This window comes from Serratia sp. NFX21 (genome assembly GCF_048517035.1).
GTDB lineage: Bacteria > Pseudomonadota > Gammaproteobacteria > Enterobacterales > Enterobacteriaceae > Serratia > Serratia quinivorans.
Window position 1 is genome coordinate 1,705,763 of record NZ_CP183196.1, and the last position, 19,487, is coordinate 1,725,249.

The 19,487-nt window shown below is 55.5% G+C and carries 16 protein-coding genes and 6 tRNA genes; 2 read left to right on the top strand and 20 right to left on the bottom strand.

Annotated features, from left to right (window positions below; genetic code table 11):
* Nucleotides 1-5 precede the first annotated feature (5 nt).
* Nucleotides 6-2,588, bottom strand: a complete 2,583-nt coding sequence (leuS, locus tag ACNT1W_RS08050) for a leucine--tRNA ligase (protein ID WP_012005644.1) — start codon at nucleotides 2,586-2,588, stop codon at nucleotides 6-8.
* A gap of 266 nt (nucleotides 2,589-2,854) precedes the next feature.
* Here leuS and ACNT1W_RS08055 point away from each other — a divergent pair, with 266 nt between their 5' ends.
* Nucleotides 2,855-3,337 (top strand): zinc ribbon-containing protein, encoded by a 483-nt coding sequence (locus ACNT1W_RS08055; protein ID WP_017891914.1) that lies wholly within the window; start codon nucleotides 2,855-2,857, stop codon nucleotides 3,335-3,337.
* Between the two features lie 58 nt (nucleotides 3,338-3,395).
* On the opposite strand, the gene ACNT1W_RS08060 is transcribed toward ACNT1W_RS08055, so the two are convergent.
* The 12 genes from ACNT1W_RS08060 to miaB all read right to left on the bottom strand — a co-directional run bounded on the left by ACNT1W_RS08060 (nucleotide 3,396) and on the right by miaB (nucleotide 15,293).
* Entirely contained in the window at nucleotides 3,396-4,094 is a 699-nt protein-coding gene (locus ACNT1W_RS08060; protein ID WP_419246614.1) for an FMN-dependent NADH-azoreductase, read from the bottom strand.
* Between the two features lie 148 nt (nucleotides 4,095-4,242).
* Nucleotides 4,243-5,175 carry a pyrimidine-specific ribonucleoside hydrolase RihA gene (rihA, locus tag ACNT1W_RS08065; RefSeq protein WP_419246615.1) on the bottom strand — a complete coding sequence of 311 codons (933 nt, stop codon included), beginning with the start codon at nucleotides 5,173-5,175 and terminating at the stop codon, nucleotides 4,243-4,245.
* Between the two features lie 362 nt (nucleotides 5,176-5,537).
* Nucleotides 5,538-6,263 carry an amino acid ABC transporter ATP-binding protein gene (locus ACNT1W_RS08070; RefSeq protein ID WP_012005648.1) on the bottom strand — a complete coding sequence of 242 codons (726 nt, stop codon included), beginning with the start codon at nucleotides 6,261-6,263 and terminating at the stop codon, nucleotides 5,538-5,540.
* Nucleotides 6,263-6,937 carry a glutamate/aspartate ABC transporter permease GltK gene (gene gltK / locus ACNT1W_RS08075; protein ID WP_012005649.1) on the bottom strand — a complete coding sequence of 225 codons (675 nt, stop codon included), beginning with the start codon at nucleotides 6,935-6,937 and terminating at the stop codon, nucleotides 6,263-6,265. Before gltK ends, ACNT1W_RS08070 begins: the two co-directional genes overlap by 1 nt.
* The gene (locus ACNT1W_RS08080) at nucleotides 6,937-7,677 is read right to left on the bottom strand and encodes an amino acid ABC transporter permease (RefSeq protein WP_017891917.1); all 741 of its coding nucleotides are present in this window, start codon (nucleotides 7,675-7,677) and stop codon (nucleotides 6,937-6,939) included. The genes gltK and ACNT1W_RS08080 overlap by 1 nt, the downstream gene beginning before the upstream one ends.
* A gap of 197 nt (nucleotides 7,678-7,874) precedes the next feature.
* Nucleotides 7,875-8,771, bottom strand: coding sequence for an amino acid ABC transporter substrate-binding protein (locus ACNT1W_RS08085; RefSeq protein ID WP_419246616.1), 897 nt, complete (start codon nucleotides 8,769-8,771; stop codon nucleotides 7,875-7,877).
* Nucleotides 8,772-9,153: 382 nt separating this feature from the next.
* Entirely contained in the window at nucleotides 9,154-10,683 is a 1,530-nt protein-coding gene (gene lnt, locus ACNT1W_RS08090; RefSeq protein ID WP_419246617.1) for an apolipoprotein N-acyltransferase, read from the bottom strand.
* 7 nt (nucleotides 10,684-10,690) lie between these two features.
* Nucleotides 10,691-11,569: a CNNM family magnesium/cobalt transport protein CorC gene (gene corC, locus ACNT1W_RS08095; protein WP_012005653.1), complete on the bottom strand. Its 879-nt coding sequence runs from the start codon at nucleotides 11,567-11,569 to the stop codon at nucleotides 10,691-10,693.
* An 84-nt stretch (nucleotides 11,570-11,653) separates the two neighbouring features.
* The gene (gene ybeY, locus ACNT1W_RS08100; protein ID WP_419246618.1) at nucleotides 11,654-12,127 is read right to left on the bottom strand and encodes an rRNA maturation RNase YbeY; all 474 of its coding nucleotides are present in this window, start codon (nucleotides 12,125-12,127) and stop codon (nucleotides 11,654-11,656) included.
* Complete coding sequence (locus tag ACNT1W_RS08105; protein ID WP_012005655.1) at nucleotides 12,124-13,179, bottom strand: PhoH family protein; 1,056 nt, start codon at nucleotides 13,177-13,179, stop codon at nucleotides 12,124-12,126. The genes ybeY and ACNT1W_RS08105 overlap by 4 nt, the downstream gene beginning before the upstream one ends.
* 214 nt (nucleotides 13,180-13,393) lie before the next feature.
* A complete protein-coding gene (locus ACNT1W_RS08110; RefSeq protein ID WP_085115587.1) occupies nucleotides 13,394-13,729 on the bottom strand; it encodes a zinc ribbon domain-containing protein YjdM in 336 nt (111 codons plus the stop codon).
* 139 nt (nucleotides 13,730-13,868) lie between these two features.
* Entirely contained in the window at nucleotides 13,869-15,293 is a 1,425-nt protein-coding gene (gene miaB / locus ACNT1W_RS08115; RefSeq protein ID WP_017891922.1) for a tRNA (N6-isopentenyl adenosine(37)-C2)-methylthiotransferase MiaB, read from the bottom strand.
* 199 nt (nucleotides 15,294-15,492) lie between these two features.
* Here miaB and ubiF point away from each other — a divergent pair, with 199 nt between their 5' ends.
* Nucleotides 15,493-16,674 carry a 3-demethoxyubiquinol 3-hydroxylase gene (ubiF, locus tag ACNT1W_RS08120; RefSeq protein ID WP_218215567.1) on the top strand — a complete coding sequence of 394 codons (1,182 nt, stop codon included), beginning with the start codon at nucleotides 15,493-15,495 and terminating at the stop codon, nucleotides 16,672-16,674.
* Between the two features lie 84 nt (nucleotides 16,675-16,758).
* Here the strand turns inward: ubiF and ACNT1W_RS08125 are convergent.
* From ACNT1W_RS08125 to asnB, 7 genes are all read right to left on the bottom strand, one after another.
* A tRNA-Gln gene (locus ACNT1W_RS08125) sits at nucleotides 16,759-16,833 on the bottom strand.
* 19 nt (nucleotides 16,834-16,852) lie between these two features.
* Nucleotides 16,853-16,929 (bottom strand) — tRNA-Met (locus ACNT1W_RS08130).
* A gap of 38 nt (nucleotides 16,930-16,967) precedes the next feature.
* Nucleotides 16,968-17,042 (bottom strand) — tRNA-Gln (locus ACNT1W_RS08135).
* Between the two features lie 47 nt (nucleotides 17,043-17,089).
* Nucleotides 17,090-17,164 (bottom strand) — tRNA-Gln (locus ACNT1W_RS08140).
* 29 nt (nucleotides 17,165-17,193) lie between these two features.
* A tRNA-Leu gene (locus ACNT1W_RS08145) sits at nucleotides 17,194-17,278 on the bottom strand.
* A gap of 10 nt (nucleotides 17,279-17,288) precedes the next feature.
* Nucleotides 17,289-17,365 (bottom strand) — tRNA-Met (locus ACNT1W_RS08150).
* 220 nt (nucleotides 17,366-17,585) lie between these two features.
* Complete coding sequence (asnB, locus tag ACNT1W_RS08155) at nucleotides 17,586-19,250, bottom strand: asparagine synthase B (RefSeq protein WP_012005659.1); 1,665 nt, start codon at nucleotides 19,248-19,250, stop codon at nucleotides 17,586-17,588.
* Between the last annotated feature and the right edge of the window lie 237 nt (nucleotides 19,251-19,487).

The window sequence follows — 19,487 nt, forward strand, 5'->3', positions numbered from 1 at the left end:
TTGTGTTAACCCACAACCAGGTTAAGCAATTTGCCCGGAACATAGATCACTTTACGAACCGTAACCCCGTCCAGATATTTAGCGACCAGATGTTCCTCAGCGGCGCGCGCACGCACCTGCTCTTCGGTTGCATCAGCTGCCACAGTAATTTTAGCGCGGACCTTGCCGTTGACCTGTACTACCACCAGCTTGGAGTCTTCGACCATCGCCTGCTCGTCGGCTTGCGGCCAGGCTGCGGTGTCCACATCGCCTTCACCGCCCAACGCCTGCCACAGTGAGAAGCACACGTGCGGAGTGAACGGATACAGCATGCGGACCACTGCCAGCAGGGCTTCCTGCAGCAGAGCGCGATCCTGCTCGCTTTCCTGCGGAGCACGGGCCAGCTTGTTCATCAGCTCCATCACGGCGGCAATGGCGGTGTTGAAGGTCTGACGACGGCCGATATCGTCGGTCACTTTGGCGATGGTTTTGTGCAGATCGCGGCGCAGCGCTTTCTGGTCTTCAGTCAGCGTTGCTACGTTCAGCGGCTGTACGGCACCTTTTTCCAGGTGTTCGTAGGACAGTTTCCACACGCGTTTCAGGAAGCGGTTTGCCCCTTCCACGCCGGATTCCTGCCATTCCAGCGTCATTTCTGCCGGCGAAGCGAACATCATGAACAGACGCACGGTATCCGCACCGTATTTCTCAACCATCACCTGCGGGTCGATGCCGTTGTTTTTCGACTTCGACATTTTGCTCATGCCAGCATAGACCAGTTCACGACCTTGTGGATCGGTGGCTTTGATAATGCGGCCTTTGTCATCGCGCTCAACGATGGCGTCGGCTGGGGAAACCCAGACGCGTTCGCCGCTGTTGCCGCTGTAATAGAAGGCGTCTGCCAGCACCATGCCCTGACACAGCAGGCGTTTTGCCGGCTCGTCGGAATCGACCAGGCCCGCGTCACGCAGCAGCTTGTGGAAGAAGCGGAAGTACATCAGGTGCATGATGGCGTGTTCGATACCACCGACATACTGATCGACCGGCAGCCAGTAGTTGGCGGCGGCCGGATCCAGCATGCCCTTGTCGTACTGCGGGCAGGTGTAGCGTGCGTAGTACCAGGAAGACTCCATAAAGGTGTCGAAGGTGTCGGTTTCACGCAGCGCCGGCTGGCCGTTAACGGTGGTTTTCGCCCACTCGGGATCGGCCTTGATCGGGCTGGTGATGCCGTCCATCACCACGTCTTCCGGCAGGATCACCGGCAGTTGGTCTTCCGGAGTCGGCATTACGGTGCCGTCTTCCAGCGTGACCATTGGGATTGGCGCACCCCAGTAACGTTGACGGGAAACGCCCCAGTCGCGCAGACGGTAGTTAACCTTGCGCTGGCCGACGCCTTTGGCGACCAGTTTGTCGGCAATGGCGTTGAAACCGTCCTGGTGGTCCAAACCGTCAAACTCGCCGGAATTGAACAGCGTGCCTTTCTCGGTCATGGCTTCGGCCTGGACATCCGGTTGGCTGCCATCGAGCGCCAGCACTACCGGTTTGATCGGCAAACCGTATTTGGTGGCGAATTCCCAGTCACGCTGGTCGTGAGCCGGAACCGCCATTACCGCGCCGGTGCCGTATTCCATCAGCACGAAGTTGGCGACCCAAACCGGCACTTGCTCGCCGGACAGCGGATGGATGGCGAACAGGCCGGTCGGCATGCCTTTCTTCTCCATCGTTGCCATTTCGGCTTCGGCCACTTTGGTGTTGCGGCATTCTTCGATAAATTCAGCCAGCGCCGGGTTGTTCACTGCGCCTTGTTGCGCCAATGGGTGACCCGCGGCAACGGCCACGTAGGTCGCACCCATAAAGGTGTCTGGACGGGTGGTGTAAACGGTCAGTTTCTCGTCGCTGCCCGCCACGTCAAAGGTGATGTCCACCCCTTCGGAACGGCCAATCCAGTTGCGCTGCATGGTTTTCACCTGCTCTGGCCAGCTTTCCAGCGTATCGAGATCGTTCAGCAGTTGATCGGCGTAGTCGGTGATTTTGATAAACCACTGTGGGATTTCTTTACGCTCGACCTTGGTGTCGCAGCGCCAGCAGCAGCCGTCGATAACCTGTTCGTTGGCCAGCACGGTCAGATCGTGTGGGCACCAGTTGACCGCAGAGGTCTTCTTGTAGACCAGGCCTTTTTCGTACAGCTTGGTGAAGAACCACTGTTCCCAACGGTAGTAATCCGGATCGCAGGTAGCGATCTCGCGATCCCAGTCGTAGCCGAAGCCCAGCAGTTTTAGCTGGTTCTTCATGTATTCGATGTTGTCGTAGGTCCACGGGGCCGGCGCGGTGTTGTTTTTAACCGCGGCGCCTTCCGCCGGCAGGCCGAACGCATCCCAGCCGATCGGCTGTAGTACGTTTTTACCCAGCATGCGCTGATAGCGCGAGATCACGTCGCCGATAGTGTAGTTACGAACGTGCCCCATGTGCAGACGGCCTGATGGGTATGGCAGCATGGATAGGCAGTAATACTTTTCCTTGCTCGCGTCTTCGGTAACCTTGAAAGTCTGCTTCTCTTGCCAGTGAAGCTGTACGTTCGATTCTATGTCTTCTGGACGGTATTGCTCTTGCATGGCGGCTGGTGGTCCTGTAGGTGTAAAACAGCTACATCCGTAGCATTCTGTTGAGTACTTATAGATCCGCATAGCATAGCTGATAAGACCTCTCGGCAACAACACCAAGCGCCCGACTCGGCGTATTTAAAAAATCTCCGCCATGATATGACTCACATCTTGAGGATCCCGTGCCTTGCCAAGTGACATCAGCAATTTACCGCTAAAATGATAAGAGCTACTTTGAAGAGGTAAGCCCCGTCACGTAAGTTCATCGAGGAGATATTATGAACAAGGTTGCTCAGTACTACCGCGAATTGGTGGCATCTCTGACCGAACGCTTGAAAAATGGCGAACGTGATATTGATTCACTGGTGGCGAGCGCTGAAAAACGGCTGAACGAAGCCGGTGAGCTGACGCGCGATGAAGTAGAGCAGGTGACCCTGGCGGTACGGCGCGATCTGGAAGAGTTTGCGCGTAGTTACCAGGAAAGCCGGGAAGAATTTACCGACAGCGTTTTTATGCGGGTGATTAAAGAGAGCCTGTGGCAGGAATTGGCGGACATTACCGACAAAACCCAGTTGGAATGGCGCGAAGTTTTCAAGGACGTCAGCCACCATGGCGTTTACCACAGCGGTGAGGTGGTCGGCCTGGGGAATCTGGTGTGCGAGCAGTGTCATCATCATTTGGCGTTTTACACGCCGGAAGTGTTGCCGCTATGCCCGAAATGTGGCCATGACCAGTTTCAGCGTCGGCCTTTCGAACCTTGAGTTTTCCCGCACCCTGGCCTTTTCCTGTGCGGAAAGGGCCGGGGCAGGGAGATCGTGATTAACCGAACAGTTTTTTCATCAGGTTACTGAGGAAACCGCCGCCGGCCGGCGCTGTGGCCAGTTCAGGCTGGTTTGCGAGGGCGGCGTATACCGTCGCAGGCACTTTCTGCGTAACCGCTATGCGGCTGTCCTGCGCTGCTTTTTCTGCCGCTTCCGGCCCGTAAGCAAAACCTTCCGCCAACACGAACTCCACGTCAGTAATACCGATGAACCCCAGGAACAGCTTCAGGTAAGGCGTGATCAGGTCGGTTGGTGTCTCGGCATGGATACCGCCGCGGCTGGAGATCACAATCGCTTTTTTACCGGTGACCAGGCCTTCGGAACCCTCGGAGGTATAACGGAAGGTTTGGCCGGCACGCGCGACCAGGTCGAAATAGATTTTCAACTGGGTCGGGATATTGAAGTTGTACATTGGGGCGCTGATGATAATGGTGTCGTGCGATTTCAGCTCGGCAATCAGCTCATCGGAAAGCGCCAGCGTTTTTTGCTGATGTGGCGTTAAGGGCTTATCACCGGCGCTAAAGCCGCCAATCACTTCACCATCCAGCTCCGGCAGGGTCGGGTTAGCCAGGTCGCGGAAGGTAAAGTTGTCGCTTGGGTGTGCTTCACGCCACTGTTGAACAAAAAAATCGACTAATTTTCCAGACTGGGAGTAATCGCCCAGGATACTTGATTTCAGGACCAGTATACGACTCATACGGATATCTCCAGGCTTGCTCTAAGGTTGTCAGCGTTCGCTGTGCGTTTAAAGCATCTTAGAGGCAAGCCTGGGCCAGTGATAGCGTAAAAATTCGCTGAGTTAAATCAAAAAAACTGAATGCTGACTATGTTGGTGTCCCAGCGGGTCAGTAACGCGCGACGCGTTCGGCCAGCAGATTGATAAACCCTTCACGATCGATATCGGTCAGCACTTCCACGTTGGCCGCTTTGCCGTTTTGTCCGAAGATATCCACCACCGTCATCCCCTGGGTGTACTCTCCTTTGGTCTCTACACCGACCCAGCGTTCGATACTGCCAAACAGCCGTGGTGCCAACAGCCAGGCGATGGTGCAGGGGTCGTGCATCGCGGCACCGGGCAACCCGCGCGGGTGGCTGAGATACAGCGGCAGGTAGAAGTCGAGCATTTCTGCTACCGCCTGCGCGACCGGGTTGTCAATCTGGCGGATTCGTTCGATATCCTGCGGCAGTACCAGCGCCTGATGGGTGACGTTCAGACCCGCCATGGTCAGCGGCACGCCGGATTTGAGTACCATTTCGGCGGCTTCCGGGTCGACGAAAATATTAAATTCCGCCACCGGGGTGGTGTTGCCGGCGTTCATGCCGCCGCCCATAAAGACGATACGCTCGATGTTGCCTTTCAGCTCAGGGTGTTGAGCCAGCAGCAGGGCGATATTGGTCATCGGACCGGTAACCACCAGAGTGATGGGCTGCGGGCTGCTGCGCAGCAGGCTGGCGATCAGTTCGACGGCGCTTTGTTTTACCGGCTTGATGGTGGGCGTTGGCAGATGGGTATTGCCCATGCCGGTTTTGCCATGCACATAGTCGGCAATCACCAGCTCACGCATTAGCGGACTCGCAGCACCGGCGGCGACAGGAATGTCTTCGCGTTTCATCAGCGTCAGCAGCCCGAGCGCATTATGCAGGGTTTTCTCCGGCGTCTGGTTACCGGCAGAGGTGGTAATGGCTTTCACTTCAAGTTCCGGTGAACTCAGTGCCATAGCAAGGGCAATGGCGTCGTCGAGGCCGGGATCGCAATCGATAATGATAGGGCGAGGCATAGAGATCTCCTTTTTACCCGTCGTCTTTCAAGCCGCAGCGTTGTTACCTGCGCTCGCTCACCCCAGTTACTTACTCAAGTAAGCGCCTGGGGATGAGCGAGCTGGTCGCCTAGCTGCAACTTGAAAGCCATAGGGTAGAGTTGTGTTCCGAGCATCGGATCAAAACCAGGGAGAAACAAGCGCTTTTAGTGCCGGGAAGGGGGAGATGCGCCCCGAATGGAGCGCATGCATATTGAGGCAAGCGTTGTTTTTTCTCCTGAGATACCCGGGCCTAGCGCACCGAGGGGCGCTCCGGCAGCTAAAGCTGCTACGACCCCTTCGGCACGCTCTCCCTAATAACGGGCACGAGCGCATCAGATAAATCAGTGCAGGATTTTTGCCAGGAAGTCTTTGGCACGCTCAGACTCGGGGTTGTTGAAGAAGTCGTCTTTATTGCGGTCTTCGACAATTTTGCCTTCGTCCATAAAGATCACCCGGTTGGCGACCTTGCGGGCAAAGCCCATTTCGTGGGTCACCACCATCATGGTCATGCCTTCGTTTGCCAGTTCGACCATCACGTCGAGCACTTCGTTGATCATTTCCGGATCGAGCGCCGAGGTGGGTTCATCGAACAGCATGGCGATAGGATCCATGCACAGCGCACGGGCGATAGCCACACGCTGCTGCTGGCCACCGGAAAGCTGGCCGGGGAACTTGTTGGCATGAGCGGTCAGGCCGACGCGCTCCAGTAACTTCAGGCCTTTCTCGCGGGAGGCGGCTTTATCGCGCTTGAGCACTTTTACCTGTGCCAGCGTCAGGTTGTCGATGATCGACAGGTGCGGGAACAGCTCAAAGTGCTGGAACACCATGCCGACCTTGGAACGCAGCTGCGCCAGGTTGGTTTTCTTGTTGTTGACCGGGGTCCCGTTCACCAGGATATCGCCCTGCTGGATCGGCTCCAGGCCGTTGACGGTTTTGATCAGGGTAGATTTTCCCGAGCCTGAAGGACCGCAGACTACCACCACCTCACCTTTTTTGACTTCGGTGGTGCAATCGGTCAGAACCTGAAAGTGACCGTACCACTTAGAAACATTTTTCAGGGATATCATCAAACAGTCCTTTTCTTCAAATAGCTTACCAGCGCCGAGGCGGCGAGACTGATAACAAAGTAGACAAAGCCGGCGAACAGGATCATTTCAACCTGGGTGCCGTCGCGCTCGCCGATGGTTGAGGCGGTACGGAAGAAGTCAGCCAGGCTCAGTACGTAGACCAGAGAAGTATCCTGGAACAGTACGATGCCCTGAGTCAGCAGCAGTGGCACCATGGCGCGGAACGCCTGCGGCAAAATAACCAGTTTCATTGACTGCCAGTGGCTCATGCCCAGCGCCAGCGCGGCGGAAGACTGGCCGCGCGAGATGCTGATAATACCGGCGCGGATGATTTCCGAGTAATAGGCCGCTTCAAACAGGGAAAAGGCTACCATAGCCGAGATCAGGCGAATATCGGTTTTCGGCGACAGCCCCAGAACTTGTTGTAATAAGCTTGGAACCACCAGATAGAACCACAGCAGCACCATCACCAGCGGCACCGAACGGAACAGGTTGACGTACAGCGCGGCAAACCAGCTGATGGGCTTGAATGGCGACAGACGCATGACGGCCAGAATGGTGCCCCAGAGGATACCGAAGACGATAGCGGTCACGGTGATCTTCAGCGTGATCAACAGACCTTGCAGCAGGTAAGGGAAGCTTGGGACAATTGATGCCCAGTCAAATTCGTACATTATTTACTCCCCAGATTGCCGGGCAACTGCACTTTTCGCTCTACCAGTCGCATAAACAGCATGATCACGGCGTTGATGGCGATGTAGGCCAGCGTAATCGCGGTAAAGGATTCATAGGCATGCGCGGAGTAATCCAGCAGTTTGCCGGCCTGCGCAGCCATGTCGACCAGCCCGATGGTGGAAGCAATGGCGGAGTTTTTAACCAGGTTAAGCATTTCCGAGGTCATCGGCGGCACAATCACCCGATAGGCGTTCGGCAACAGCACGTAGCGATAGGTTTGCGGCAGCGTCAGGCCCATGGCCAGTCCGGCGGCTCTCTGACCGCGTGGCAGTGACTGAATGGCAGCGCGTACCTGTTCGCATACGCGGGCGGCGGTAAACAGCCCCAGGCACAGCATCGAGGAAACGAAGAACTGCACGTTAGGATCGAGTTCGGTTTTGAACCACATGCCGATATTGGCCGGCAGCAGTTCCGGGATCACCAGATACCAGGTAAAGAATTGCACGATCAGCGGCACGTTACGGAACAGTTCGACGTAACAGGTACCGAGGGTGGAAAGAAAGCGGTTGGGTACGGTACGCAAAATACCGAATAGCGAACCGACAAAGAAAGCGATAATCCATGCACAGACGGAGAGGGCTACCGTGACCTGAAAGCCGGACCAAATCCAGCCGAGGTAAGTGGTATTCCCAAACGGGGCCTGCTGCAGGAAGATACCCCAGTTCCAATCTATTGACATAACAAACTCCGTTAAGCGGGCGCAGAGCGCCTAAAGATTGATGACTATTCACGCCGAAAGTACCGCGGCCAGTCGGGCTGACCTGTTTGTGCGGCATCGGTGGTGCGTTAAGGGGAAAATGCGGGAGGGGAACGGCCTCCCGCATTCCTGTCTGTCCCAGCCATCAACAAGACCAGGTTACCCTGGACTTTGTTTTATTAGTTCAGTGCTTTGTCGTTAGGCTCTTTGAACAGTTGCTTCATGTCGTCTGACAGTTCGAAGTTCATGTTGAGGTTCTTCGGTGGGATTGGCTGTTTGAACCACTTATCAAACCATTTTTCCGCTTCACCTGAAGTCTGGGCCTGAGCGATGGTGTCATCGACCAGTTTTTTGAACTCAGGATCGTCTTTACGCAGCATACAGCCGTAGGCTTCTTTCGACTGCGGCGTTGCGATGATTTCCCATTGGTCCGGCTTCTTGGCTTTCGCGCGTTCACCGGCCAACAGGGCGTCATCCATCATAAAGGCGACTGCTCGGCCACTTTCCAGGGTGCGGAATGAATCACCGTGGTCTTTGGCGCTGATGATGCGCATGTTCATTTTGCCGCTGTCATTGAGTTTATTGAGCAGCACTTCCGAAGTGGTGCCGGAGGTGACTACGACCGGTTTGCCAGCCAAATCTTTGAAATCTTTAACGTCAGAGCCTTTTTTCACCAGCAGGCGGGTACCGACCACGAAGATGGTGTCGGAGAAGGCGGCCTGTTTCTGGCGCTCAAGGTTATTGGTGGTCGAGCCGCACTCGAAGTCAAAGGTACCGTTTTGCAGCAGCGGAATACGGTTCTGAGAGGTGATCGGCAGCATTTTGACCTGCAGATCCGGCGCGTTCAGTTTTTTCTTAACCGCTTCAACGATTTGGTTGGAGTAGTCCTGGGAGTAGCCCACCACTTTCTGCTGGTTGTCGTAGTAGGAGAACGGCACTGACGATTCGCGGTGGCCGACAACGATCACGCCGTTGTCTTTGATTTTCTTCAGCGTACCGGTCAGTTCTTCCGCATGGGCTACGTTAGCCGCCGTACCGATCAGCAGTAACGATAACGCCAATTTACGCATTTGCATGGTCCAACTCCTTTGCTGTTGTGGTGGCTCAAATTCAAAGAGCATCAGATTCTAAATGGAGATTTATTGCTCAAGTATAAAGATAGTCTTAGAACAGATAACCGTTAGAAAATAGCCGATTGTGAACAGATTGAAACTAAAATGTTTCTTTTTTTGAGACGCCACGCGCACCAAATTAATGCAACAAAACCCCAATGCACCTTGATGGTGCCAGTGATGCTCTCGAGTTGTGCACAAATACGACGAAACGTCAGCAAAAGTAAATCGGCTCTAAATCACGGAGTAAGTAAAGCAAGGAGTGTGCCAGAAGCGTTGATTTGGCAATGATTTTTGACAGGGAGGGAAAAACAACGGGGCGCGCCGATGGCCACGCCCCGGGGGATTATTTACGACGCATGCCGAGGAACAGCGCCAGGCCGCCGAGCAGCAAGGTGATTATCCACAATGGCGTGGCGCCAAAGCGGGCATAAGGCGTAATGCCGGTGGTGGGGGTCATTTTCACCTCCAGCACCTTGCGAGTGAACTGCGGGATCTCTGCAATCACTTCACCGTTAGCATCCACTGCGGCTGTCACGCCGTTGTTGGTGCTGCGCAACAGAGGTCTGCCCAACTCAAGTGCACGCATGCGCGCCATCTGGAAGTGCTGCCATGGGCCGATGGAATGACCGAACCAGGCATCGTTGGAGATGGTCAGCAGGAAGTTGGTGTCCGGGCGGAAGTTATCGCGCACCTGCTGACCGAGGACAATTTCATAACAAATCGCCGCCGTCAGGTTGTAGCCCTTCACGCTGAGCTGGGGCTGGACGTAATCGCCGCGGCTGAAAGAGGACATCGGCAGGTCGAAGAAGGGGGCCAGTGGACGCAGCAGGGTTTCCAACGGTACAAACTCGCCGAACGGCACCAGATGGTGCTTGTTGTAGCGGTCTTTGGCCGGATAAACGTATGGCGTCGGTTCACCCAACACGATGGCGCTGTTGTAGATTTGCTGGCCCTGTGGGGTGGCACGAACGTCAACAATACCGGTGATCAGGCTACTGTTTTTGGCGCGCATCAGGTCGTCCATCATGGTCAGGAAGCCGTTCTGGCTGGCTTCGTAATCCGGGATGGCAGATTCCGGCCAAATGATGATCGGCGCTTTACCCATATAAGGACGGGTTTCATCCAGATAGGTTTGCAGCGTACTGACCAGCGCTTTCGGGTCCCACTTCATCGACTGAGCGATATTGCCCTGCACCATAGCGACGTTGACCGCCTTGTCCGGCTGAGGGGTATACCAGTGCAATTGGCGCAGCGGCCACGGCAACAGCAGCAGTGCAACCGCCACCACCGCCAGCGTGATGCGACGTTGATTGACGGCATACACCAGCAACCCGGCAATCGCCATCAGCATAAAGGTAATGGTATCCACCCCCAGCAGTGGCGCCACGCCTTTCAGCGGGCCGTTGAGTTGGCTGTAGCCAAATTGCAGCCAGGGGAAGCCGGTCAGTACCCAGCCGCGTAAAAACTCGGTGACCTGCCACAGCACCGGCGCAGCAATGGCCAGGCGATACCAACTGGTGGTTGGCCAAAGACGTGCCAGCAAGCCGGCGAACAGCCCGGTATACAGAGACAGATAGGCGGCGAGCAGCGCCACCAGGAAGATATTGACGGAAAACGGCATGCCACCGAAGTCGGCGATACTGACGTAAACCCAGTTGATCCCGCTACCAAACAAGCCAAAGCCCCAGCAGAAGCCGAGCAGGGCGGACTGTTTGGTGGTGCGGTTCAGGGTAACGGCCAGCAGGCCAATCAGGGAGACAATGGCCGCCGGCCAGATATCGTAAGGGGAAAACGCCAGCGTGCCACTGGCACCAGTCAACAGCGCCAGTAGGGCGCGAACCCACTGGCGATCAAGGTAAGAGGCTTTAGCCATGTTCGATTTATTCTTCCAGTTTCGGTTGCGGAGAATCGTCCGGAATTTTTACATGAACCTGGATGATACGTCGACTGTCGGCCATCGCAACTTTAAATAGGTAACCTTCGATTTCAATGGTTTCCCCACGTGCAGGCAGGTGGCCGAAGGCTTGCATGACCAGGCCACCGATGGTGTCGACCTCGTCGTCGCTGAAGTGGGTGCCGAAGGCTTCGTTGAAGTCTTCAATCGGCGCCAGTGCGCGCACGGTATACATATGACGGCTGAGCTGGCGGATGTCCAGGTCGTCCTCGTCGTCATACTCGTCTTCAATTTCGCCGACAATCAGTTCCAGAATGTCTTCGATAGTGACCAGGCCAGACACGCCGCCGAATTCGTCAATGACAATCGCCATGTGATAACGCTGGGAGCGAAACTCCTTCAGCATCCGGTCGACCCGCTTGCTTTCCGGCACCACCACTGCGGTGCGCAGCACCTTGTCGATGCTGAATTCCTCGGATTCTGCGCGCATAAACGGCAGCAGATCCTTGGCCATCAGAATGCCTTCGATGTGATCTTTATCTTCGCTGATCACCGGGAAGCGCGAGTGGGCGGATTCGATAATCACGTCCAGGCACTCTTCCAGCGTTTGGTTACGCTTGAGCGTCACCATCTGGGAGCGCGGGATCATGATGTCGCGCACGCGCTGCTCGGCGATATCCATCACGCCTTCCAGCATGTCTCGGGTATCGGGATCGATCAGGTCGTTTTGCTCGGAATCACGGATCAGCTCTACCAGATCGCCACGGTTTTTTGGTTCGCCGTGGAACAGCTGGTTAAGGATAAGAGTAAAGAACCCCTTCTTGGGACTGGGGCTGTCATTGCTTTGTGAATGGTCGTCGCTCATGGCGTTTTAGTTAATATCACTCATGTCAGAGTTAGGGGAGTCAGCGACAGCCCCATACAGGGGCTGCGGGGAAATCAGCTGACGTCAGAGGGGGTCTTTTTCCGCCAGGTACGGGTCCGGGTAACCCAGTCCGTGCATGATTTCGGTTTCCAAAGACTCCATTTCTTCGGCTTCATCGTCTTCGATGTGGTCATACCCTAGCAGATGAAGGCTGCCATGGACAACCATATGCGCCCAGTGGGCCTCCAGCGCCTTGTCTTGCTCAGCGGCTTCCCGTTCAACCACCTGACGGCAGATGATCAGATCGCCAAGCAGCGGCAGCTCGATACCCGGGGGAACTTCGAACGGGAATGACAACACGTTGGTCGGTTTGTCCATGCCACGATAGGTCAGGTTCAGTTCATTGCTTTCGGCTTCATCCACCAGGCGAATGGTGACCTCCGCTTCTTCCTGAAACTGCGGCAGCACGCCTTCCAGCCAGCGCTGGAAGGTGGCTTCGTCCGGCAGGCCACTGTTATCTGCACAGGCCAGCTGCAGATCCAAAATCACCTGACTCATGGTGTCTCCTGCTCGGAGGCGAGGGTCGCCTCGCGTTTACGTTGTTCGGCAATGGCGTCTTTGCGCTTTTGTTCGGCGGCTTCCCAGGCTTCATAGGCGATGACCACGCGGGCCACCACCGGATGACGTACCACGTCTTCACTATGGAAGAAGTTGAAGCTCAGCTCTTCGACGTCCGACAGCACTTCCACGGCATGGCGCAGGCCGGATTTTTGGTTGCGCGGCAGGTCTATCTGCGTCACGTCACCGGTAATCACTGCCTTTGAATTGAAGCCGATGCGCGTCAGGAACATTTTCATCTGTTCGATGGTGGTGTTCTGGCTCTCATCAAGAATGATAAACGCATCGTTCAGGGTACGACCGCGCATATAGGCCAGGGGTGCCACTTCAATCACGTTACGTTCAATCAGTTTCTCCACGCGCTCAAAGCCCAGCATTTCAAACAGGGCGTCGTACAGCGGGCGCAGATAAGGATCGACCTTTTGGCTCAGATCTCCCGGCAGGAAGCCCAGTTTCTCACCGGCCTCGACCGCAGGGCGGGTCAGCATGATGCGACGAATTTCCTGACGTTCCAGCGCGTCTACCGCAGCGGCAACCGCCAGATAGGTTTTGCCGGTACCGGCCGGGCCAATACCGAAGGTAATATCATGGTCGAGAATATTGGCGATGTACTGCGCCTGGTTCGGCGTGCGCGGTTTCACCATACCGCGTTTGGTTTTGATGGTGACCGCTTTGCCGTAATCCGGCACGCTGTCGGCAACCTGTTCCAACACCCGGCTTTCTTTGATGGCCAGATGGATCTGTTCCGGGTCGATATCCGGGATCACGCCGCGGATGGGCGAGGTGTCCACATACAGGTGGCGCAGGATATCGGCGGCGGCAACCACGCACAGGTTTTTGCCAACCAGCTTGAAACGGTTATCACGGCGGTTGATTTCAATGCCCAACCGGCGTTCGAGTTGTTTGATATTGTCATCAAACGGGCCGCACAGGCTGAGCAATCGCTGATTGTCTGCCGGCTCTAACAAAATTTCTTGTGTTGCGACGTTCAAACTATTCCTCAAGGCTCATATCGGGCCTGGTTGATTTTCGGTACGCGCATTCAGGGCAAACCCTGAGGTTCTCTACCCTGAATTATTCATGGTGCGACGCATGGGCGCAAGTTTACCCATGATCTATCTGTGCGTCGGCGCTGAATTTCAAGGGTAGGGGGAGGAAAAACGCGGCCAAAACAGCCGCGTAATGACTTGAGAATGGAAGCTGGGATCAGTTCTTTTTCACGAACTCGGACTTCAGTTTCATTTGGCCAAAGCCATCAATTTTGCAGTCGATGTTGTGGTCGCCTTCCACCAGACGAATGTTCTTCACCTTGGTGCCAATTTTCAGCATCGAAGAGCTGCCTTTGACCTTCAGATCTTTTACCACGGTTACGGCGTCGCCGTCGGCCAGCAGGTTGCCGTTGGCATCTTTGACAATCAGCGCATCGTTGTCTTCCGCCGGGGCGCTATCGCTCCACTCATGGGCGCACTCAGGACAGATAAACAGATTGTTGTCCTGATAAGTGTATTCGGAATTGCACTTCGGGCAGTGTGGGAGTTGCATGCTATGTCGCCTCTTCAATCAAAAAAATAAAAAAAAGAAAATTGCCGGGCGCGTGGCCCGACAGAGAAATAATAAGGATCATCGTTATCGTGGCGGCGGGAAGCGCGGCCGCCACGGTTAGCGCCAGGCTAAAACAGCATCAGGGCTGGTAAATGCCGACACCCAGCGCATTCTCTTTGCGGGTACGGGCGATCACCGACTGCGGGGATTCATGTACGCGCAGATCCATCTGCTGTTCGGTACGCACCACTGCGCCACGCAGTGAGTTGGTCAGGACTTCGGTGATTTCCACATCCACGAACTGGCCAATCATATCCGGCGTGCCTTCAAAGTTTACCATGCGGTTGCAGGCGGTACGCCCCGCCAGCTCCATCACGCTTTTACGTGAGGTGCCTTCCACCAGAATGCGCTGAACGGTACCGAGCATCCGGCGGCTGAACTGCAGCACCTGCTGGTTGATGCGATCCTGCAGGATATACAGGCGCTGTTTCTTTTCGTCTTCGCTGACGTCGTCCACCATATCGGCCGCCGGCGTGCCGGGGCGTGACGAGTAGATAAAGCTGAAGCTGGTGTCGAAGTTGATCTCGGCAATCAGGTTCATGGTCTGTTCGAAGTCGGCCTGGGTTTCCCCTGGGAAGCCGATAATAAAATCAGAGCTGAGCTGAATGTCCGGCCGCGCCTTGCGCAGTTTGCGAATGATCGCTTTGTATTCCAGTGCGGTGTGCGCGCGCTTCATCATGGTCAGTATGCGGTCTGAACCGCTCTGTACCGGCAGATGTAGGAAGCTGACCAACTCCGGCGTGTCTTCGTATACCGCAATAATATCGTCGGTGAATTCAATCGGATGGCTGGTGGTGTAGCGGATGCGGTCGATACCGTCAATGGCTGCCACCAGGCGCAACAGTTCGGCAAAGGAGCAGATGCCGCCGTCGTAGGTTGCCCCGCGGTAGGCATTGACGTTCTGGCCGAGCAGGTTGACTTCACGCACGCCCTGCGCCGCCAGTTGGGCGACTTCAAACAGTACGTCGTCGCTTGGGCGGCTGACTTCTTCTCCGCGGGTATAAGGCACCACGCAGAAGGTACAGTATTTGTTGCAGCCTTCCATGATGGAGACAAAGGCGGTCGGGCCTTCTGCACGGGGTTCCGGCAAGCGGTCGAACTTTTCGATCTCCGGGAAGCTGATATCGACGATTGGGCTGCGGGTGCCCTGCACGTGATTGAGCATTTCCGGCAGGCGGTGCAGGGTTTGCGGCCCAAACACCACGTCGACACAGGGCGCACGGCTACGGATGTGTTCACCTTCCTGCGAGGCCACGCAGCCCCCCACGCCGATAATCAGCGCCGGGTTCTTTTCTTTCAGCAGCCTCCAGCGGCCCAACATGGCGAAAACTTTTTCCTGCGCTTTCTCGCGGATCGAGCAGGTATTGAGCAGCAGCACGTCCGCTTCTTCAGCGTTGTCGGTCCATTGATAACCGTGCGTGCTTCCCAGTAAGTCCGCCATTTTTGATGAATCATATTCATTCATCTGGCAGCCCCAGGTTTTGATATGTAGTTTTTTGGTCATTGACTTGCCATTACTCAGTGCGGAGCGAAAGTTGCGATACGCGACATGCAGGGCGCTATTGTAAACATTTGACGCCGTTGTGACCAGCGCGGGGAAAACGGCATGCGACCTGAAGCCAAATTAAAAATCCGTTACACTGATGCCAAACGCCATGCCGGTGGGGATGGCGATAATTAACCAAGAAAAAATAGCCAACAATATGAACACTTCTCAAAAACGGTATGACGCGGTGGTGGTAGGCGGTGGCATGGTTGGCGCGGCCGCCGCGCTGGGGCTGGCGCAGGCCGGTTGGTCGGTGGCATTGCTGGAACATCAGGCGCCGCAAGCGTTTGATGCGCAAAGCCCGCCGGACTTGCGTATTTCCGCGATTGGCTGCACCTCGGTAGGGTTGCTCAAACAGCTCGGTGCCTGGCCGGCGGTGCAAGCGATGCGCACCGCACCGTACCGCCGTTTGGAAACCTGGGAGTGGGCGTCGGCACGGGTGGCGTTTGACGCCGCTTCACTCGGCCTGCCGGAGCTGGGCTTTATGGTGGAAAACCGCATTTTGCAACTGGCGCTGTGGCAGCAACTCGAGCAGTGCGACAATCTGACGCTCTATTGCCCCGCCAGGCTGCGTTCGCTGCAACGGGGCGATGACCATTGGCAAGTGACACTGGACTCTTCTGAGACGCTTCAGGCGCGTCTGGTGGTCGGGGCTGATGGTGCCAACTCGCAGGTGCGCAATTTGGCGGCTATCGGCACCAGCGGCTGGCAGTACCGTCAGTCCTGCATGCTGATCACCGTTGAGACCGGTGCGCCGCAGCAGGATGTAACCTGGCAGCAATTTTTCCCTTCGGGCCCACGCGCTTTCCTGCCGCTGTATGATCAATGGGCCTCGCTGGTGTGGTACGACAGCCCGCAGCGTATTCGTCAGTTGCAGGCGATGCCGCCGGCGCAGCTTGAGCGCGAAATCGCTGAGGCGTTTCCTGCACGTTTGGGAACGGTGAAAGTGCATGCCGCCGGATCTTTCCCGCTGGCGCGTCGCCACGCACAGCGCTATGTGTTACCGGGGCTGGCGTTGCTCGGTGACGCGGCGCACACCATTAATCCGTTAGCCGGGCAGGGCGTGAATCTGGGGTATCGCGATGTGGACGCCTTGCTGGCGGTGTTGAGTGAGGCGCGGGAACAGGGTGAGGACTGGAGCAGTGAAGCGGTGCTGATGCGCTATCAGCGTCGTCGCCGTACCGATAATTTGCTGATGCAAAGCGGCATGGATCTGTTTTACACCGCCTTTAGCAATAATTTGGCACCGTTAAGCGTGGCACGCAATCTTGCGTTGATGGCGGCACAACGGGCGGGCAAGCTAAAGGAAAATGCGTTGAAGTACGCGCTGGGTTTATAACCTGAACGGGTTCAGCTTGCTGGGCCCGGTCATTTGCCGAATGACAGACAGCAAAAAGCCCGCCGAAGCGGGCTTTTCTAAATGTGGCTGGGGTGCCAGGATTCGAACCTGGGTATGCTGGTATCAGAAACCAGAGCCTTACCGCTTGGCGACACCCCAATTGTAAAACAGTAAAATATGGTGGCTACGACGGGATTTGAACCTGTGACCCCATCATTATGAGTGATGTGCTCTAACCAGCTGAGCTACGTAGCCATTTTTTGATATTTTACTTTAAAAGTCAATGATGTTGATGGCTGGGGTACCTGGATTCGAACCAGGGAATGCTGGTATCAAAAACCAGTGCCTTACCGCTTGGCGATACCCCATCAACAAATTTTCAACTTCTTCTTACTGCATCCAACCATTTAAAAAATGGCTGGGGTACCTGGATTCGAACCAGGGAATGCTGGTATCAAAAACCAGTGCCTTACCGCTTGGCGATACCCCATCTGATGCCTGCAACCCGATGATAAGAAATGGTGCGGGAGGCGAGACTTGAACTCGCACACCTTGCGGCGCTAGAACCTAAATCTAGTGCGTCTACCAATTTCGCCACTCCCGCAAAAAAAAGATGGTGGCTACGACGGGATTTGAACCTGTGACCCCATCATTATGAGTGATGTGCTCTAACCAGCTGAGCTACGTAGCCATCTTTTTTCGCGCAACCTTCATCGGCGTTGCGGGGCGCATTATGCGTATATGGCCGTTTTGCGTCAACAAGTTTTTTCCCGAAAAAGCGACCGGATGTGTTGTTTGTCTGGGTTGTGAACAGTATGGCGATAAAATCATCAATTCAGACAATTAATGGTTGAAAACATCAACAAAAAGGCGGACCCGAAGGTCCGCCCAGGGAATAAAACATCCGGCGATTATTTATAGGCGGACTGGTGAACGCCGACTGCACGACCAGAAGGATCGTCCATCTTTTTGAACGACTCATCCCATTCGATGGCTTTCGCTGAGGAGCAGGCCACTGACGGGCCGCCAGGCACGCACTCGGCCGCGCTTGGCAGTGGGAACAGCTCTTCAAAGATTTCGCGATACAGGTAGCCTTCCTTGGAGCTCGGCGTGTTGTATGGGAAGCGGAAACGTGCGGTTTCGAGCTGTTGATCGCTGATCTGCTTGGCAGCGACTTCTTTCAAGGTGTCGATCCAGCTGTAGCCAACGCCGTCGGAGAACTGCTCTTTCTGGCGCCAGGCCACGCTGGCCGGCAGATAGGACTCAAAACATTCACGCAGGATATGTTTTTCCATTTTGCCATTGCCGCACATTTTGTCTTTCGGGTTGATGCGCATCGCCACGTCGAGGAATTTTTTATCCAGGAACGGCACGCGGGCTTCCACACCCCAGGCGGACATCGCCTTATTGGCGCGCGCACAGTCAAACATATGCAACGCCAGCAGTTTACGCACGGTTTCGTCGTGGAACTCACGGGCATCCGGTGCCTTATGGAAGTACAGGTAACCGCCGAACACTTCGTCCGCACCTTCACCAGACAGCACCATCTTGATGCCCATCGCCTTGATTTTGCGCGACATCAGGTACATCGGGGTCGAGGCGCGAATGGTGGTAACGTCATAGGTTTCGATGTGATAAATCACGTCGCGAATGGCGTCCAGGCCTTCCTGCACGGTGAAATGAATTTCGTGGTGTACGGTGCCCAGGTGGTTAGCCACTTCCTGCGCGGCGCGCAGATCCGGTGAACCTTCCAGGCCGACGGCGAAGGAGTGCAGTTGTGGCCACCAGGCTTCGCTGCGTTCTTGATCTTCTACACGGCGTGCAGCGTACTTTTTGGTAATGGCGGAGATCACCGAAGAGTCCAGACCGCCAGACAGCAGCACGCCATATGGCACGTCGGACATCAGGTGGCTTTTCACTGAATCTTCCAGTGCGTTGCGCAGGGCGTTGGCGTCGGTGACGTTGTCTTTAACCGCGTCGTAATCGAACCAGTCACGCTGGTAATATTCGCGGATCTCACCGTCCTGGCTCCACAGGTAGCTGCCCGCCGGGAATTCTTTGATGGTACGGCAAACCGGCACCAGCGCTTTCATTTCAGAAGCCACGTACAGGTTGCCGAATTCATCATGCCCCATGTACAGCGGGATAATGCCCAAATGGTCGCGGCCAATCAGGTAGGCGTCTTTCTCTGAGTCGTACAGGGCAAAGGCGAACATCCCTTGCAGGTCGTCGAGGAAGTCGGTGCCTTTTTCCTGATACAGCGCCAGGATCACCTCACAGTCGGAACCGGTCTGGAACTCATAGCGATCGCTAAGTTGCTGGCGCAGCGCCTGGTGGTTGTAAATTTCACCGTTAACCGCCAGAACGTGGGTGTGCGCAGCGTTGTACAGCGGTTGGGCGCCATTGTTGACGTCGACAATCGACAGGCGCTCATGCACCAGAATGGCTTTATCGCTGGCGTAAACGCCGGACCAGTCCGGGCCGCGATGGCGCATCAGACGGGACAGCTCCAGCGCTTTCTTACGCAGTTCAACGGGATCGGACTTCAGATCGAGCACACCGAAAATAGAACACATATACCGACTCTCCTAACGACTTTTTTAGACTGTGATGTTGTTTTGGTTGTTATAGGCAGCATGGTTGGCTCATCAGCGATGGCGCGGTTTTGCTGCGTTGTGTTTATGAAAATGCGTCAAAAGCGGCAGGGGATGCAAGCGTTTTAGCGCTACGCCGAAAAATAGTTGTTTGGGATAGGGTGAATATTAGCGGATGTTCAGTTAATGGAGGTTTAAATTAACGAATGTGCAATTTTT

What these genes read in the sequence shown, in the direction of transcription:
- leuS (WP_012005644.1), bottom strand. Translation starts at nt 2,588, where the DNA reads ATGCAAGAGCAATACCGTCCAGAAGACATAGAATCGAACGTACAGCTT.
- ACNT1W_RS08055 (WP_017891914.1), top strand. Translation starts at nt 2,855, where the DNA reads ATGAACAAGGTTGCTCAGTACTACCGCGAATTGGTGGCATCTCTGACC.
- ACNT1W_RS08060 (WP_419246614.1), bottom strand. Translation starts at nt 4,094, where the DNA reads ATGAGTCGTATACTGGTCCTGAAATCAAGTATCCTGGGCGATTACTCC.
- rihA (WP_419246615.1), bottom strand. Translation starts at nt 5,175, where the DNA reads ATGCCTCGCCCTATCATTATCGATTGCGATCCCGGCCTCGACGACGCC.
- ACNT1W_RS08070 (WP_012005648.1), bottom strand. Translation starts at nt 6,263, where the DNA reads ATGATATCCCTGAAAAATGTTTCTAAGTGGTACGGTCACTTTCAGGTT.
- gltK (WP_012005649.1), bottom strand. Translation starts at nt 6,937, where the DNA reads ATGTACGAATTTGACTGGGCATCAATTGTCCCAAGCTTCCCTTACCTG.
- ACNT1W_RS08080 (WP_017891917.1), bottom strand. Translation starts at nt 7,677, where the DNA reads ATGTCAATAGATTGGAACTGGGGTATCTTCCTGCAGCAGGCCCCGTTT.
- ACNT1W_RS08085 (WP_419246616.1), bottom strand. Translation starts at nt 8,771, where the DNA reads ATGCAAATGCGTAAATTGGCGTTATCGTTACTGCTGATCGGTACGGCG.
- lnt (WP_419246617.1), bottom strand. Translation starts at nt 10,683, where the DNA reads ATGGCTAAAGCCTCTTACCTTGATCGCCAGTGGGTTCGCGCCCTACTG.
- corC (WP_012005653.1), bottom strand. Translation starts at nt 11,569, where the DNA reads ATGAGCGACGACCATTCACAAAGCAATGACAGCCCCAGTCCCAAGAAG.
- ybeY (WP_419246618.1), bottom strand. Translation starts at nt 12,127, where the DNA reads ATGAGTCAGGTGATTTTGGATCTGCAGCTGGCCTGTGCAGATAACAGT.
- ACNT1W_RS08110 (WP_085115587.1), bottom strand. Translation starts at nt 13,729, where the DNA reads ATGCAACTCCCACACTGCCCGAAGTGCAATTCCGAATACACTTATCAG.
- miaB (WP_017891922.1), bottom strand. Translation starts at nt 15,293, where the DNA reads ATGACCAAAAAACTACATATCAAAACCTGGGGCTGCCAGATGAATGAA.
- ubiF (WP_218215567.1), top strand. Translation starts at nt 15,493, where the DNA reads ATGAACACTTCTCAAAAACGGTATGACGCGGTGGTGGTAGGCGGTGGC.
- asnB (WP_012005659.1), bottom strand. Translation starts at nt 19,250, where the DNA reads ATGTGTTCTATTTTCGGTGTGCTCGATCTGAAGTCCGATCCCGTTGAA.